Origin of the sequence: Streptomyces thermoviolaceus (assembly GCF_045209695.1) — a bacterium.
Classification (GTDB): Bacteria; Actinomycetota; Actinomycetes; order Streptomycetales; family Streptomycetaceae; genus Streptomyces; species Streptomyces thermoviolaceus.
The window spans coordinates 1,331,359-1,346,928 of record NZ_CP109280.1 but is presented as its reverse complement, the minus strand read 5'-3'; the positions used below and the strand labels follow the sequence as shown (position 1 = coordinate 1,346,928).

Annotated in this window: 9 protein-coding genes; 7 read left to right on the top strand and 2 right to left on the bottom strand. The window is 73.6% G+C overall.

Features of this window, described 5'->3' with window-relative positions; translation table 11 throughout:
- Nucleotides 1-130 precede the first annotated feature (130 nt).
- The 3 genes from OG899_RS05875 (at nt 131) to hflX (ending at nt 5,776) form a co-directional block, all read left to right on the top strand.
- On the top strand, nt 131-2,350 hold the full coding sequence (locus OG899_RS05875) for a bifunctional (p)ppGpp synthetase/guanosine-3',5'-bis(diphosphate) 3'-pyrophosphohydrolase (RefSeq protein WP_189428168.1): 2,220 nt from the start codon (nt 131-133) through the stop codon (nt 2,348-2,350).
- A 228-nt stretch (nt 2,351-2,578) separates the two neighbouring features.
- Nucleotides 2,579-4,072 carry a M1 family metallopeptidase gene (locus OG899_RS05870; protein WP_168130804.1) on the top strand — a complete coding sequence of 498 codons (1,494 nt, stop codon included), beginning with the start codon at nt 2,579-2,581 and terminating at the stop codon, nt 4,070-4,072.
- Nucleotides 4,073-4,285: 213 nt separating this feature from the next.
- Nucleotides 4,286-5,776 carry a GTPase HflX gene (hflX, locus tag OG899_RS05865; protein ID WP_168130805.1) on the top strand — a complete coding sequence of 497 codons (1,491 nt, stop codon included), beginning with the start codon at nt 4,286-4,288 and terminating at the stop codon, nt 5,774-5,776.
- Between the two features lie 130 nt (nt 5,777-5,906).
- Here the strand turns inward: hflX and OG899_RS05860 are convergent, their stop codons facing one another.
- A complete protein-coding gene (locus tag OG899_RS05860; RefSeq protein WP_168130806.1) occupies nt 5,907-7,133 on the bottom strand; it encodes a serine protease in 1,227 nt (408 codons plus the stop codon).
- Nucleotides 7,134-7,488: 355 nt separating this feature from the next.
- Between OG899_RS05860 and OG899_RS05855 the strand changes: the two genes are divergently transcribed.
- From OG899_RS05855 to OG899_RS05840, 4 genes are all read left to right on the top strand, one after another.
- Nucleotides 7,489-8,964, top strand: coding sequence for a diaminobutyrate--2-oxoglutarate transaminase family protein (locus OG899_RS05855; RefSeq protein ID WP_125498158.1), 1,476 nt, complete (start codon nt 7,489-7,491; stop codon nt 8,962-8,964).
- 291 nt (nt 8,965-9,255) lie between these two features.
- The gene (locus OG899_RS05850) at nt 9,256-11,226 is read left to right on the top strand and encodes an IucA/IucC family siderophore biosynthesis protein (RefSeq protein WP_168130807.1); all 1,971 of its coding nucleotides are present in this window, start codon (nt 9,256-9,258) and stop codon (nt 11,224-11,226) included.
- 171 nt (nt 11,227-11,397) lie between these two features.
- Entirely contained in the window at nt 11,398-12,069 is a 672-nt protein-coding gene (locus OG899_RS05845; RefSeq protein ID WP_125498242.1) for a GNAT family N-acetyltransferase, read from the top strand.
- A gap of 90 nt (nt 12,070-12,159) precedes the next feature.
- Entirely contained in the window at nt 12,160-14,154 is a 1,995-nt protein-coding gene (locus OG899_RS05840; protein WP_168130808.1) for an ATP-dependent DNA helicase, read from the top strand.
- Between the two features lie 379 nt (nt 14,155-14,533).
- Here OG899_RS05840 and lexA read toward each other — a convergent pair whose 3' ends face one another.
- On the bottom strand, nt 14,534-15,310 hold the full coding sequence (lexA, locus tag OG899_RS05835; RefSeq protein WP_125498240.1) for a transcriptional repressor LexA: 777 nt from the start codon (nt 15,308-15,310) through the stop codon (nt 14,534-14,536).
- Nucleotides 15,311-15,570: the final 260 nt, after the last annotated feature.

The following is a 15,570-nucleotide window of genomic DNA, read 5'->3' as shown; positions in this document are numbered from 1 at the left end:
GAGGCGGCCGGACGGCCGTGCCGGGCTCGATAGCATCAAGCACCGGCCCGGACGGGGGACCCGCAGCCGACCCCTGTGCCCCGCACCGCCTGGGGCGCCCGGTCGCCGGTCCACGCAGCCGGAGGTGCCCATGAGTGCGGATGCCACGAATTCCACGCCCCCCGGTCCGGTGGCGGCGGCGCCCCGCAGGAGGACCCGCCCACGGCTCGACCTGCGCCGCCTCGGCCGGGCGGCACTGCTCGGCCCCACCTCCCGCGACCGGCTGCCCGACGCCATCGGGCACGTCGTCGAGGCCCACCGCGCCCACTTCCCCGACGCCGACCTCGAACCGCTGCGCCGCGCCTATGTGCTGGCCGAGTCCTCGCACCGCGGGCAGAAACGCAAAAGCGGCGAGCCGTACATCACGCACCCCCTGGCCGTCACCCTGATCCTCGCCGAACTCGGCGCCGAGACCACGACCCTGACGGCGTCCCTGCTGCACGACACCGTCGAGGACACCGAGGTGACGCTCGACCAGGTCGGCGAGGAGTTCGGCGCGGAGGTGCGCTACCTCGTCGACGGCGTCACCAAACTGGAGAAGGTCGACTACGGCGCCGCCGCCGAGCCCGAGACCTTCCGCAAGATGCTCGTCGCCACCGGCAACGACGTCCGGGTGATGTCGATCAAACTCGCCGACCGGCTGCACAACATGCGCACCCTCGGCGTGATGCGCCCGGAGAAACAGGCCCGCATCGCCCGGGTCACCCGGGACGTCCTCATCCCGCTGGCCGAACGGCTCGGCGTACAGGCGCTCAAGACCGAACTGGAGGACCTGGTCTTCGCGGTCCTGCACCCCGAGGAGTACGCCCGCACCCGCGAGCTGATCGCCGAGAACGCGGCCCGCCCGCACGACCCGCTCGCCGAGGTCGCCGAACAGGTCCGCCGGGTGCTGCGCGAGGCCGGCATCGCCGCCGAGGTGCTGGTACGGCCCCGGCATGTGCTGTCCGTGCACCGCGTCGCCCGCAAACGCGGCCGGCTGCGCGGCTGCGACTTCGGCAGGCTGCTGGTGCTGGTGAACGAGGACGCCGACTGCTACGCGGTGCTCGGGGAACTGCACACCTGCATGACCCCGGTCGTCTCCGAGTTCAAGGACTTCATCGCCGTCCCCAAGTTCAATCTCTACCAGTCGCTGCACACCGCCGTCGCCCACCCTCGGGCAGGTGACGAGGCGAGCGGGGACAGCGACGTCCAGGTCGTCGAGGTCCTCATCCGCACCCACCGGATGCACAAGGTCGCCGAGGCGGGCGTCGTCGCTCTCGGCAACCCGTACGCGGCCGGTGCGGACGAACAGCCCGGCGGCGACGGCGAACGCGCCGACCCCACCCGCCCCGGCTGGCTCTCCCGCCTCCTCGCCTGGCAGCGGGAGGCACCCGACCCCGACACCTTCTGGTCCACGCTGCGCGAGGACCTCGCCCAGGACCACGAGATCACCGTCTTCCGGCCCGACGGAGCCTCGCTCGGCCTGCCGGAGGGCGCCAGCTGCATCGACGCCGCCTACGCGCAGTACGGGGAGGACGCCCACGCCGCCATCGGCGCCCGCGTCAACGGCCGCCTCGCCGCCCTGGGCACCGTGCTGAAGGACGGCGACACCGTCGAGCTGCTCATGGGCCAGGACCCCGCCGCGGCACCCTCCCGGGCCTGGCTGGAACACGCCCGGACACCCACCGCGCGCATCGCCATCCAACGGTGGCTCGCCGCCCACCCGGCCGCCGCCGACGACACCCCCCGGAGCAAGGCCGCCGCCCGCACCCCCGAGAACGCCCTCTCCGCCCACGGCGAGGTGCGACCCGCACCGCACAAGGCCGCCGGCACAGCTCCGGCCCACGGCAGGGACCACGGCAGGCCGGCCCCGGCCGACGCCGTCGTCGTCGACCGGCCGCACACCGCCGTCCGGCTCGCCGGCTGCTGCACCCCCGTGCCGCCCGACCGCATCACCGCCTTCGTCGTCCGCAACGGCGCGGTGACCGTGCACCGCGTCGAATGCCCCACCGCCGCCCGGATGCAGGCCGCGGGCCGCACCGAGGCCGGAGTGCGCTGGGGCGACGCCGCCGAGTTCCGGGTCACGCTGCTCGCCGAGTCCTTCGGCCGGCCGCGGCTGCTCGCCGACCTCACCGAGGCCATCGCCCGGGAAGGCGTCGAGATCGTCTCCGCCACCGTCGCCCCGCCCGCCCAGCAGCGCGTCCACCACACCTACACGCTCCAACTCCCCGACGCCGCCCGGCTGCCCGCCCTGATGCGGGCGATGCGCGACGTCCCCGGCGTCTACGACGTGCGCCGCGCCCAGGCACCCGCACCACAGCACGGGAGCTGACTGCGCGCAGCCGAACGGCCCCCGCGCATCGAGCGGGTGTGCGCTCGGCCGGGCGCCCAGGAACCCGTTCGGGTGGGGCGAACGCGCGTCGTCGCCGTGGCGCCGCCCGGCGCTGATAGCCGTGAGGGCATGCCGCGTAGCCTCCACCAACCCCGGTGCACACCGTTCCCCAGGTCCGCCGCGACCCCGGCCGCACGCCGGTCACCGGCTCCGGCCCCCAGGCCCGCGATGCGGCGCCGCCTGCGCACGGCCGTGCTCGCGACCGCCGTCTCGGCCGCGCTGCTCGGGGCGAGCGCTCCGCCCGCCCCGCTCGGCATCGGCGACCCCCTCTACCCGTACCTGGGCAACCCCGGATACGACGTGACGTCGTACGACCTGTCCCTGACCTACCCCGGCGACAACACCACCCCCCTGCGGGCCGTGACCACGATCGACGCCCGCACGACCGAGCCCCTGGAGCGGGTGAACCTGGACTTCACCCACGGCACGGTCGACAGCGTCACGGTCGACGGACGGCCTGCCTCCTTCACCACGGTCGGCGAGGACCTCGTGGTGACTCCGCGTACTCCGCTGCCCGCCCGCCACCGGATGCGGATCACCGTCCGCCACACCAGCGACCCCCGCGACGTCAAGGGCCGGGAAGGCGGCTGGGTGCGCACCGAGGACGGGCTCGCCCTGGCCAACCAGGCCGACGCCGCCCACACGGTCTTCCCGTGCAACGACCACCCCGCCGACAAGGCGCTGTTCACCTTCCGGATCACGGTGCCCCAGGGGTACACCGCCGTGGCCAACGGCCTGCCCGTCGGAACGACCCGCAGCGGCGCGACGCGCACCTGGACCTACCGCACCCGCCACCCCATGGCCACCGAACTGGCCCAGGTCTCCATCGGCCGCTCCGCCGTGCTGCACCGCCCGGGCCCGCACGGGCTCCCCCTGCGCGACGTCGTCCCCGCCGAGGACCGCACCGCCCTCGAACCCTGGCTCGCCAAGACCCCCGGCCAGATCGCCTGGATGGAGAGCAAGGTCGGCCGCTACCCCTTCGAGACCTACGGCCTGATCGCGGCCGCCGCCCAGACCGGCTTCGAACTGGAGACACAGACCATCTCCCTCTTCGAGGAACACCTGTTCACCAACCCCGACTACCCGGCGTGGTACGTCGAGTCGGTCATGGTGCACGAGCTGGCCCACCAGTGGTTCGGCGACAGCGTCACCCCGCGCACCTGGTCCGACCTCTGGCTCAACGAAGGACACGCCACCTGGTACGAAGCCCTGTACGCCGAAGAGAAGGCGCACCGACCCCTCGAGGAGCGGATGAAGGCCGCCTACGGCGCCTCCGACCTCTGGCGGCGGGACGGCGGGCCGCCCGCCCGGCCCAAGCCGTCCGCGCCCGGCAAGAAGGTCGGGATCTTCCGCCCCAACGTCTACGACGGCGCCGCGCTCGTCCTGTACGCGCTGCGCCAGGAGATCGGCCGCCCGGCCTTCGAACGCCTGGAACGCGCCTGGGTCCGCGAGCACCGCGACGCCAACGCCGGCACGGCGGACTTCGTGCGCCTGGCCTCCACGATCGCCGGACGCGACCTGAGCGGCTTCTTCCACGACTGGCTGTACGGGGCGACCACACCCCCGATGCCCGGCCACCCCGACTGGAAGCCGACCCCGGCCGACCAGCCGGCGACGACCGCGGGGCACACCGGCTCCACGGAGCGCACCCTGCGCCCGTGACCGGCGGACCCCGGGGCCCCGGGCGGGATGGGCGATTAACCCGGTGACGAGACGGGCCGTGCCGTGCGACCATCGTCGTGGCGGCGCGGCCCGTCCGGGAATCCTCCGGTACGCGCGCGCGTTGTCCCGTATGACGGGAGTCACCGCATCCGGTGCCGTCCCGCCCGGCGGCCTCCCGGGCCGCAGCCGCACCCCGACGACGGTAAGGAACCGATGACCTCCTCTTCCTCCTCTTCCCAGGCCACCAAGCGCCTCGCGCACAGCTATCCCGCAGGTCTTCGGGCCGATGCCCTGATGGAAGAGGACGTCGCCTGGAGCTACGAGATCGACACCGAGCGGGACGGCGACCAGCTCGACCGCTCGGACCGGGCGGCCCTGCGCCGCGTCGCCGGTCTGTCCACCGAACTCGAGGACATCACCGAGGTCGAGTACCGCCAGCTCCGCCTGGAGCGGGTCGTCCTCGTCGGCGTGTGGACCTCGGGAACCGTGCAGGACGCCGAGAACTCCCTGGCCGAGCTGGCCGCCCTGGCCGAGACGGCGGGCGCCGTCGTGCTCGACGGTGTGATCCAGCGCCGCGACAAGCCCGACGCCGCCACCTACATCGGCTCCGGCAAGGCCGACGAGCTGCGCGACATCGTGCTGGAGACCGGCGCCGACACCGTCATCTGCGACGGTGAGCTCAGCCCCGGCCAGCTGATCCATCTCGAGGACGTCGTCAAGGTCAAGGTCATCGACCGGACCGCGCTGATCCTCGACATCTTCGCCCAGCACGCGAAGTCCCGGGAGGGCAAGGCGCAGGTCGCGCTCGCCCAGATGCAGTACATGCTGCCCAGGCTGCGCGGCTGGGGCCAGTCGCTGTCCCGGCAGATGGGCGGTGGCCGCGGCGGCCTCGCCACCCGCGGTCCCGGTGAGACCAAGATCGAGACGGACCGGCGGCGGATCCGCGAGAAGATGGCGAAGATGCGCCGGGAGATCGCGGAGATGAAGACCGGCCGCGAGATCAAGCGTCAGGAGCGGCGCCGCAACAAGGTGCCGTCCGTCGCCATCGCCGGTTACACCAACGCTGGCAAGTCCTCCCTGCTCAACCGGCTCACCGGCGCCGGCGTCCTGGTCGAGAACGCCCTGTTCGCGACCCTGGACCCGACCGTGCGGCGCGCCGAGACCCCGAGCGGGCGGGTGTACACGCTGGCGGACACCGTCGGATTCGTCCGGCACCTGCCGCACCACCTGGTCGAGGCGTTCCGCTCCACCATGGAGGAGGTCGGCGACGCCGATCTGATCCTGCACGTGGTGGACGGCTCCCACCCCGACCCGGAGGAGCAGCTGGCCGCCGTGCGCGAGGTGATCCGCGACGTCGGCGCGGGCGACGTGCCCGAGATCGTCGTGATCAACAAGGCCGACCTGGCGGACCCGCTGACCCTGCAACGGCTGCTGCGGATCGAGAAGCGGTCCATCGCCGTCTCCGCCCGCACCGGACAGGGCATCGCCGAGCTGCTCGCCCTGATCGACGCCGAGCTGCCCCGCCCGGCCGTGCAGATCGAGGCGCTGGTGCCGTACACCCACGGCAAGCTGGTCGCCCGCGTCCACAGCGAGGGCGAGGTGATCTCCGAGGAGCACACCGCGGAGGGCACCTTGCTCAAGGCCCGGGTGCACGAGGAGCTGGCGGCCGACCTGGCGCCCTACACACCGACCGCCGCGCTCTGACCCGGCCCGCATCCGCACACCGCACACAGGTAAGGGCCCGCTTCCCGGTCCTCCGGGAAGCGGGCCCTTACCTGTGTGCGGTGTCCGCGCCCGCCGCGTTCACCCGTGCCGGGCGCGGGACGTCACCGCCTCACTGCCCGGCGAACTTCTCGCTCACCGAGTCGTACACTTCCTTGGCCACCGCACCCAGACGCGGCCCGGCCAGCCAGCCCGAGGTCTCCGGGCCGATCGAGGTGTTGGACACCAGGGCGGGCTTGCCGTCCGCGCCGGTCGTCACCCAGCCACCGCCGGACGACCCGCCGGTCATGGTGCAGCCGATCCGGTACATCGTCGGATCGTCCGCGGTGACCGACAGCCGGCCCGGCTTGTCCTGGCACTGGTACAGCAGCTGACCGTCGTACGGCGGCGCCGCCGGGTAGCCGGTCGCGGTGATGCTGTGCACCTGCGGCACCGCCGGGGCGTCGAAGTCCACCGGCAGCGCCGAACCCACGATCTCCTCCAGCGACTTGCCGGTGTCCTTCTCCGGCGTCACATGGATGACCGCGAAGTCGTACGGCGCGCCCTGCCCGCCCGTGGCACCGCCCTGCTCGATCCACTGCTGGGAGGTCTGCGCCCAGTCGCCCCACCACACACCGTAGGGAGCGACCTCGTCCCGGGTGGCGCCCTGCAGTTCGTCGGCGCTGCGGCCGGCGTCGTTGTACGACGGCACGAAGGCGATGTTGCGGTACCAGCCGCCCTTCTTGCCGGCGTGCACGCAGTGCCCCGCGGTCCACACCAGGTTGGACTTGCCCGGGTGCGCCGGGTCCTGCACCACCGTCGCCGAGCACACCATCGTGCCCTCGGGGGAGTCGAAGAACACCTTGCCCGCGGTCGCCGCGTTCACGTGGTACTTCGGCGGCACCGCCTGCGCCTTGACCGGGGCGGGCGTGGGATCGGTGACCCCCTGGTCACCGGCGATGTCGTCGCTGTCGACGGCCCGGTCGGGATCCTTCGCCCGGCGCATGCGGTCCGCGTTCCACAGCCCCTTGATGATCGGGTTGATGAACTCGTCGGCCTCGCGCAGCCAGTCGTCCTTGTCCCAGTTCTTCCAGGCGCCGTTCTTCCACTTGTCGATGTCGATCCCGTGCTCCTTGAGCTTCTCGCGGAGATTGTCCGGGATCTTCAGGCCGCCGTCGCCCGCCGCGGCCGCGGACGCGGAGGGCTTCGCGTCCGCGTCGTCGTCGCCGGGGCCGCAGGCCGTCGCGGTGAGCGCCAGGGCGGAGACCAGCGCGACGGCGGCCAGCGCGGAGGACGCGGTGCGCGGGCGCCGGGCACCTCCTCGCCGGCGGACGGTGACGGACGGGCGTATGGATCGCATGCGGCTGACTCCCCCTGCGCTGAACGGACTTGCTGCTGTCGCCGTGCCACCGGCCCGGTGCGCGGACCGAGTTGAGGCGCGGCGGCGAACGACGACGGCACCACACCCTATGCGGTCGCTGTGGGGGACCGCTGACCGGACCGCAACGGTTGCGTCACGGCCCGCAGTCACCGATCCGCTCGCGACCCGTAACCCGGCGGGCGGAGGGCGGTTGTAGCGGTGGGGGGCCCGCTGTCCGTATCCGGGCCCCCCACCGGAGCGCGGCCGCGCCGCCGGTGGCCTGCGGCACAGGGAGGCCGGATCCACGGGACAGGTGGACACCGACGCCTTGCGACAGCGGGAGGGACGGGAAGCCGTGACGGTGACGGAACCGGTGTCCGACGAGCGAGCGTGTGCCGGAACACCCGCCTGGCACGAGGGGATTCTGCGCCGCCAGTCGGCGCGCGAGTCCGCGGCGCGCACCTATGCGCGGGCCCTGCCCATCGTGCCGGTACGGGCCCGCGGCCTGACCGTCGAGGACGCCGACGGCCGCCGCTACCTGGACTGCCTCTCCGGCGCCGGCACCCTGGCCCTCGGGCACAACCACCCCGTCGTCCTCGAAGCCGTCCGCAAGGTCCTCGACTCCGGCGCCCCCCTGCACGCCCTCGACCTGGCCACCCCCGTCAAGGACGCCTTCGTCACCGAACTCTTCCGCACCCTGCCGGCCGGGCTGGCCGAGCGGGCCCGCGTGCAGTTCTGCGGACCGGCCGGCACCGACGCGGTGGAGGCCGCGTTCACCCTGGTCCGCGCCGCCACCGGGCGCACCGGGATCGCCGCCTTCACCGGCGCCTACCACGGCATGACCGCGGGAGCGGCCGCCGCCTCCGGCCACGCCGCGGACACTCGCGTGACCCGGCTGCCCTACCCCCAGGACTACCGCTGCCCCTTCGGGGTCGGCGGCGCTCGCGGGGCCGAACTCGCCGCCCGTTTCACCGAGTCCGTCCTCGACGACCCCAAGTCGGGTGTGCCCCTGCCCGCCGGGCTGATCGTGGAACCGGTGCAGGGCGAGGGCGGGGTGCTCCCCGCACCGGACGCCTGGCTGCGCCGCATCCGGCAGCTCACCGCCGAGCGGTCCGTGCCGCTGATCGCCGACGAGATCCAGACGGGGGTCGGACGCACCGGCGCCTTCTGGGCGGTGCAGCACAGCGGGGTGGTGCCCGACGTCATGGTGCTGTCCAAGGCGATCGGCGGCAGCCTGCCGCTGGCCGTCGTCGTCCACCGCGACGACCTGGACGTGTGGGAACCGGGCGCCCACGCGGGCACCTTCCGCGGCAACCAGCTCGCCATGGCCGCCGGCACCGCCACCCTCGCCTACGTCCGGGAGAACCGCCTCGCCGAACGCGCCGCACACCTCGGCTCCCGCATGCTCGCCCGCCTCCGCGACCTGGCGGGGCATCAGCCGTGCATGGGCGAGGTGCGCGGGCGCGGCCTGATGATCGGCGTGGAAATGGTGGACCCCGAAGGCGAGACACGGGGCGACGGCGACCGGGCGGGGGAGCGTCCCATGGGCGGCAGCGCACCGCTGCCCCCGGCGCCCGCCCTCGCCGCCGCTGTCCAGCGGGAAAGCCTGCGCCGCGGACTGATCGTGGAACTCGGCGGCCGCCACGACTGCGTGGTACGGCTGCTGCCGCCGCTGACCATCAGCGACGAGCAGGCCGAGGCGGTGCTCGACCGGCTGGCCGACGCCATCGAGGCCGCGGCCCGCGACCACCGCACCGACGACGGCGCGCGGAACCGGACCGGACGCCACGACCACCCGCGCACCCCACAAGACGCCCGGGCGGCGGGGTGACCCGCTGCGACGGCACCGGGACGTGACCACCCGACAGGACACGGTCCCGCACGCCGTCATCGCACGGCCGGCGCCCTGCGGCACCCAAGCGCTCCCGTCCGTGCCGTACGCACCCCTGCCGAGCCGGGCGACGACGGCGCCCCACAGACCCTCGAACCCTCGGTCCCACCCGCACGCTCCCCCTTCCCCCACACACCACCCACGGCCCCCGCCCGTACCCGATCCCGCGCACCGGCACCCGCACTCGACGCCGCGCACACAGCACCACGCACCGCACCACGAGGAGCCGTCTTGACCACCACCCCCCCACCTCACGGCCCTTCCTCCAGCCCCTCCGCCCCCGGCGACGCGACGGGCACCGTCCCGCGCCGGCCCCACCGGACGCCGCCGCCCCGGCGGGGGGACACCGCGGCCCCCGACCCGCTCGACCACCCCGACCCGTACACCGCCGCCCAGGCCGCGACCGTGGAGGCGCTGCTGCGTTGCTGGGTGCGCGAGACCGACGCCTGGACACGCGACGCGGACCCCGCGGGCCGCGGCGTCCTGCGCATCCCGCTGCCGGCCAGCGGTACGACCCTGCTCGTCCCCGTCCGCCACTGGTCGCCCACCGGCCGGCACCGTTTCGGGCTGCCCCGGCCGGCCGGTGCCGACGCCGCCGCCCCGGTCGACGCCGTCACCCTCGCCGCCCTGCTCACCCGGGAGCACCGCGCGACAGCGCGCGCGACCGCCGCGACCTCGAGCGCACCGGCCGGTCCCGGCACCGCGGAGGCCGCGGACCTCGTCGCCCGGGTCGCCGACTCCGTCCGGCACACCGCCCTGTTCCTCCGCGAGCGGCGCGCCCGCCCCGCCGACGGCCCCGACCTGTTCCTCTCCGCCGAACAGGCCCTGCTGCTCGGCCACCCGCTGCACCCGGCCCCCAAGAGCCGCGAGGGCCTGACGGAGAGCGAGGTGCGCCGCTACTCGCCGGAACTGCGCGGCGCCTTCCCGCTGCACTGGATGGCGGTGGCACCGTCCGTGCTCGCCACCGACTCGGCCTGGACCGAGGGCGGCCGGCCCGTGCCCGCCGCCGTGCTCACCGCCCGGCTCGCGGGCGCCGACCTGCCGCTGCCCGACGGGTACGCCGCCCTGCCCCTGCACCCCTGGCAGGCGCGCGAACTACGGCACCGGCCGGCCGTCGAAGCCCTGCTGGAGACCGGACAGGTGCGCGACCTCGGCCCGCACGGCCCCGCCTGGCACCCCACGTCCTCCGTGCGGACCGTGCACCGCACCGGCGCACCCTGCATGCTCAAGTTGTCGCTGGCCGTGCGCATCACCAACTCCTGCCGGGAGAACCTGCGCAAGGAACTGCACCGCGGCGTCGAGGTCCATCGGCTGCTGCGCACCGGCCTGTCCCGGCAGTGGCGGGCCGCGCATCCCGGCTTCGACATCGTCCGCGACCCCGCCTGGCTGGGCGTCGACGACCGGGACGGAGCACCCGTGCCCGGCCTGGACGTGGTGATCCGGCACAACCCGTTCGCCCCTGCGGACGACGTCGCCTGTGTCGCCGGACTCCTCGCCGAGCGCCCGCGCCCGCCGGCCGGCGCCCGTACCGTACCGGCGCCGGCCGGCGCCCGTACCGTACCGCCGGGATCCGCACCCCTCCTGCGCTCGCGGCTGGAGGAGATCGTCGCCCATCTGGTCGCCCGCACCGGGCGCCCGCGCACGGCCGTGTGCGTCGAGTGGTTCCTGCGCTATCTGGAACACGTGGTGCGCCCCGTGCTGTGGCTGGACGGCGAGGCGGGCATCGCCCTGGAGGCACACCAGCAGAACACCCTGGTCCTGCTGGATGCCGACGGCTGGCCGACGGGCGGCCGCTACCGCGACAACCAGGGCTACTACTTCCGTGCCTCCCGGCGCGCCGCACTCGACGCCCGGCTGCCCGGCATCGGCGAGCACAGCGACACGTTCGTCGCGGACGAGGTCGCCGACGAACGCTTCGCCTACTACCTCGCGGTCAACAACGTCTTCGGTCTCATCGGCGCCTTCGGCTCCCAGCGGCTCGCCGACGAGCACCTGCTCCTGGCCGCCTTCCGCCGCTTCCTGCACAGCGCGGCCCACGGCCCCGCCCGCACCCGCTCCACCCTGCCGGCCCGCCTGCTGGACTCACCCGTCCTGCGCTGCAAGGCGAACCTGCTGACCCGGCTGAGCGGCCTGGACGAACTCGTCGGCCCGGTCGACACCCAGTCCGTGTACGTCACCTTCGCCAACCCGCTGCACTCCTGAACGCCCGGAGCCAACGCCTCGGGCCCACCCCGCGGACGTCCGTGCGCCCGGCCGGCGTCACCCCCGACGCCGGCCGGGCGGCCCGGCCCTTACCTTCCTGCCCCCGCGTCCGCCCTCGCTGCTTTCCGAGCGGTGCTGCCTCCCCAGCTGCTTCTCCGTAAGGAGTACGCCATGGCTCATGCCGACACCGACACCGACACCTGTGCCGCGTCCGGATCCGACGCCGTCCCTCGGCGCACACCCGCCGGGACCGGAGGAGCACCAACCGCCCCCGACCTGCTGGATCACGTAGGAAGCTGGGGCGAGCGGCCCACCCCGCTCGGCTGTTTCCGGCTGCTCCCGGTCCGCATCGACCGCGATCTCGCGGTGCTGAGCCGCTGGATGAACGACCCCGCCGTGGCCGAGTACTGGCAGCTCGCCGGACCGCAGGGCGTGACCGCGGCCCATCTGCGCGCACAGCTGGACGGCGACGGACGCAGCGTCCCCTGCCTCGGACTGCTGAACGGCAGACCGATGAGCTACTGGGAGATCTACCGGGCCGACCTCGATCCGCTCGCCCGCCACTATCCCGCCCGGCCCCACGACACCGGCGTCCACCTGCTCATCGGAAGCCCCGCCGACCGGGCACGGGGAGTCGGCAGTGTGCTGCTGCGTGCCGTGGCGGACTCGATCCTGGACGCACGGCCGGCGTGTTCCCGTGTCGTGGCGGAACCCGACCTGCGCAACACGCCCTCGGTGGCCGCGTTCCTGACCGCCGGCTTCCGGTTCGCGGCGGAGATCGACCTGCCCGGCAAACGGGCCGCTCTGCTGATCCGCGACCGGTCGCTGCGCGCGGTGCTGTGAGCACACGGCCGGGTCACCGCACCGCCGCGCCGGCGCTCATGCGGGCACGGTCGCCCGTTTGTCAGTCCCGAGCCGTAGGGTGGTCGAGCTATGACGAAGCCCTCTCTCCCCGAACTCCTGCATGCCGCCGTCGCAGCCGTCGGCGGCACGGAGCGTCCCGGCCAGGTGGCCATGGCCCAGGCCGTCGCGGACGCCGTCGACGACGGCTCGCACCTGCTGGTCCAGGCCGGCACCGGCACCGGCAAGTCCCTCGGCTATCTCGTGCCGGCGCTCGCCCACGGGGAGCCGGTCGTGGTGGCGACGGCCACCCTGGCCCTGCAGCGTCAGCTCGTGGAGCGCGATCTGCCGCGCACGGTCGAGGCGCTGCATCCGCTGCTGCGGCGCCGGCCGGAGTTCGCGATGCTCAAGGGCCGGTCCAACTACCTGTGCCTGCACCGCCTGCACGAGGGCGTTCCCCAGGACGACGAGGATGGCCTGTTCGACCCGTTCGAGGCGGCGGCGCCCACCAGCAAGCTGGGCCAGGACCTGCTGCGGCTGCGCGACTGGGCGGACGAGACCGAGACCGGCGACCGCGACGACCTGACCCCCGGGGTGTCCGACCGGGCCTGGTCCCAGGTGTCGGTGTCCTCCCGCGAGTGCCTGGGCGCCACCAAGTGCCCCTACGGCGCGGAGTGCTTCGCCGAGATGGCCCGGGAGCGCGCCAAGCTCGCCGAGGTGATCGTCACCAACCACGCTCTGCTGGCGATCGACGCCATCGAGGGCGCGCCGGTCCTGCCGCCGCACGAGGTGCTGATCGTCGACGAGGCGCACGAGCTGGTCTCCCGGGTGACCGGTGTGGCCACCGGGGAACTCACCCCCGGCCAGGTCAACCGTGCGGTGCGCCGCGCCGCCAAGTTCGTCGACGAGAAGGTCGCCGATCAGCTGCAGACCGCCGCCGAGGGCTTCGAGCGGCTGATGGAGCTGGCCCTGCCCGGCCGGCTGGAGGAGATCCCGGAGGATCTCGGGTATGCGCTCATGGCGCTGCGGGACGCCGCCCGCGCCGTGATCTCGGCCCTGACCGCCGCCCGGGACAGGTCGGGGGAGGACGAGGACGCGGTCCGTCGGCAGGCGCTGGCCTCCGTGGAGACGGTGCACGACGTCGCGGAGCGCATCAGCAACGGCTCGGAGTGGGACGTCGTCTGGTACGAGCGGCACGACCGGTTCGGCGCCTCGGTGCGGGTGGCGCCGCTGTCCGTGTCCGGGCTGCTGCGGGAGAAACTGTTCACGGACCGCTCCGTGGTGCTGACCTCGGCCACGCTCAAGCTCGGCGGGGACTTCAACGGGGTCGCCGCCTCGCTCGGCCTGGCACCGGAGGGCACGCAGGGCGACGACGTGCCGCGCTGGAAGGGCGTGGACGTCGGCTCGCCGTTCGACTACCGCAAGCAGGGCATCCTGTATGTCGCCCGGCATCTGTCCCGGCCCGCTCGGGACGGCGACCGTGCGGACATGCTGGACGAGCTGACGGAACTGATCCAGGCCGCGGGCGGACGGACGCTGGGACTGTTCTCCTCGATGCGCGCGGCGCAGCTCGCCGCGGAGGAGCTGCGCACCCGCATCCCGGAGTACCCGATCCTGCTGCAGGGCGAGGAGACCCTCGGCGAACTGATCAAGAACTTCGCGGCCGACCCCCGGACGTGTCTGTTCGGCACGCTCTCCCTGTGGCAGGGTGTCGACGTCCCCGGTCCCAGCTGTCAGCTGGTGGTCATGGACAAGATCCCGTTCCCACGCCCCGACGACCCGCTGATGAGCGCCCGCCAGAAGGCGGTCGAGGAGGCCGGCGGCAACGGTTTCATGGCGGTCGCCGCGACGCATGCGGCGCTGCTCATGGCCCAGGGCGCGGGGCGTCTGGTCCGGGCGTCGGGCGACCGCGGCGTGGTCGCCGTCCTGGACCCGCGGCTGGCCACGGCACGCTACGGAGGCTTCCTGAAGGCGTCGCTGCCCGACTTCTGGTACACCACCGACCGGCATCAGGTGCGCAAGTCGCTGGCGGCCATCGACGCCGCGGCCCGGCAGGCGGAGGGAGCGTCGGCGCAGACGGCACCGTGACCGTGGCCCGCCGGTGAGGCACCGGTCGGGAGGAGGGCCGGGGCCGGGGGCTGACGGAAGGCCGGGACCTGACCGGATCCGGGCTGTCACGGGCACTCGAGGTGCCGTCGACGGCTCCGCAGGGCCCGGTGCGTGTCCGTGCCTCCGTCGCGGGCCGGCGCGCCTCGGGGCGCAGGTGTGTCCCGGCGGGATCCCGAGCGCCCTCTGAGGACCTGAGCGTCTCGTGGGTGACCTGTGAACCATTCGGGGCCCGCCGCACGTCGTGGGGCGCTCAGCCGTGCCCGTGCCTGTGCACGTACAGCACAAGGCCCCGGAACCGGCGCAGGGGTTCCGGGGCCCGATCGAGGAGGCGTGTCGGTGAGGTCGGCCGAGGTGCTGCTCAGACGCGCCGCAGCACCGCCACCACCTTGCCGAGGATGGTCGCGTCGTCGCCCGGGATCGGGTCGTAGGCCGCGTTGTGCGGAAGAAGCCAGACGTGGCCGTCCTCGCGCTTGAAGCGCTTCACGGTGGCCTCGCCGTCGATCATGGCGGCCACGATGTCGCCGTTCTCGGCGACCTGCTGGCGGCGGACGGTCACCCAGTCGCCGTCGCAGATCGCGGCCTCGATCATCGAATCGCCGACGACCTTCAGCACGAACAGCTCACCGTCGCCGACCAGCTGCCGGGGGAGAGGGAAGACGTCCTCGACCGATTCCTCGGCGAGGATGGGCCCGCCGGCGGCGATGCGGCCGACGAGCGGCACGTACGACGCGGCCGGCTTTCCCACGGTGTCCGTGGGCTGGAGGGGGGCGGTCTGGTCGGAGCCGCGGACCTCGTAGGCACGCGGGCGGTGCGGGTCGCGGCGGAGGAAGCCCTTGCGCTCCAGCGCCATGAGCTGGTGCGCCACCGACGAGGTGCTGGACAGGCCGACGGCCTGGCCGATCTCACGCATGGACGGGGGGTAGCCCCGCCGCTGCACCGAGTCCCTGATGACTTCGATGACCCGGCGCTGTCGCTCGGTCAGACCGGAGCTGTCCGCCCGGATGCCTGGAGGTCGGCCCGGAAGGGAGCGCTTGGGCCCTCCTGCGTGCGTGGTGTCGTTCATCGTCTGCACCGACTCGACTCGGCCCTGGCGGTCCTGTGCGGTGATGGTGGCACTCTCTGCGGTCGTGGTCACGTCGGCCCCTCTCGGTGGTCTCCCTCCGGCACAACGGTAGTTGCTTTCGAAAGGTTGCGCCAAACACACGTTCGAGTGAAAAAGTCGCGATTGCCTGACTTGATCATGTGTTTGGGTGTAACGCTCGCGCGGCGTCCGGCGGGTGGGAAGGCTGCGCTGCTGTTAGTCTTCACCGCCGGGTGCCACCGTTCCCGGTCGCGCCTCAGTCTGCCATCCACAGATGTGCCGGCCGAGAGGGCGTCCCGGGTCTGTCCCGGAGC

Bases quoted from the DNA above. Each gene is read 5' to 3' on its own strand.
- OG899_RS05875 (WP_189428168.1), top strand. From the start codon at position 131: ATGAGTGCGGATGCCACGAATTCCACGCCCCCCGGTCCGGTGGCGGCG.
- hflX (WP_168130805.1), top strand. From the start codon at position 4,286: ATGACCTCCTCTTCCTCCTCTTCCCAGGCCACCAAGCGCCTCGCGCAC.
- OG899_RS05840 (WP_168130808.1), top strand. From the start codon at position 12,160: ATGACGAAGCCCTCTCTCCCCGAACTCCTGCATGCCGCCGTCGCAGCC.
- OG899_RS05845 (WP_125498242.1), top strand. From the start codon at position 11,398: ATGGCTCATGCCGACACCGACACCGACACCTGTGCCGCGTCCGGATCC.
- OG899_RS05860 (WP_168130806.1), bottom strand. From the start codon at position 7,133: ATGCGATCCATACGCCCGTCCGTCACCGTCCGCCGGCGAGGAGGTGCC.
- OG899_RS05870 (WP_168130804.1), top strand. From the start codon at position 2,579: ATGCGGCGCCGCCTGCGCACGGCCGTGCTCGCGACCGCCGTCTCGGCC.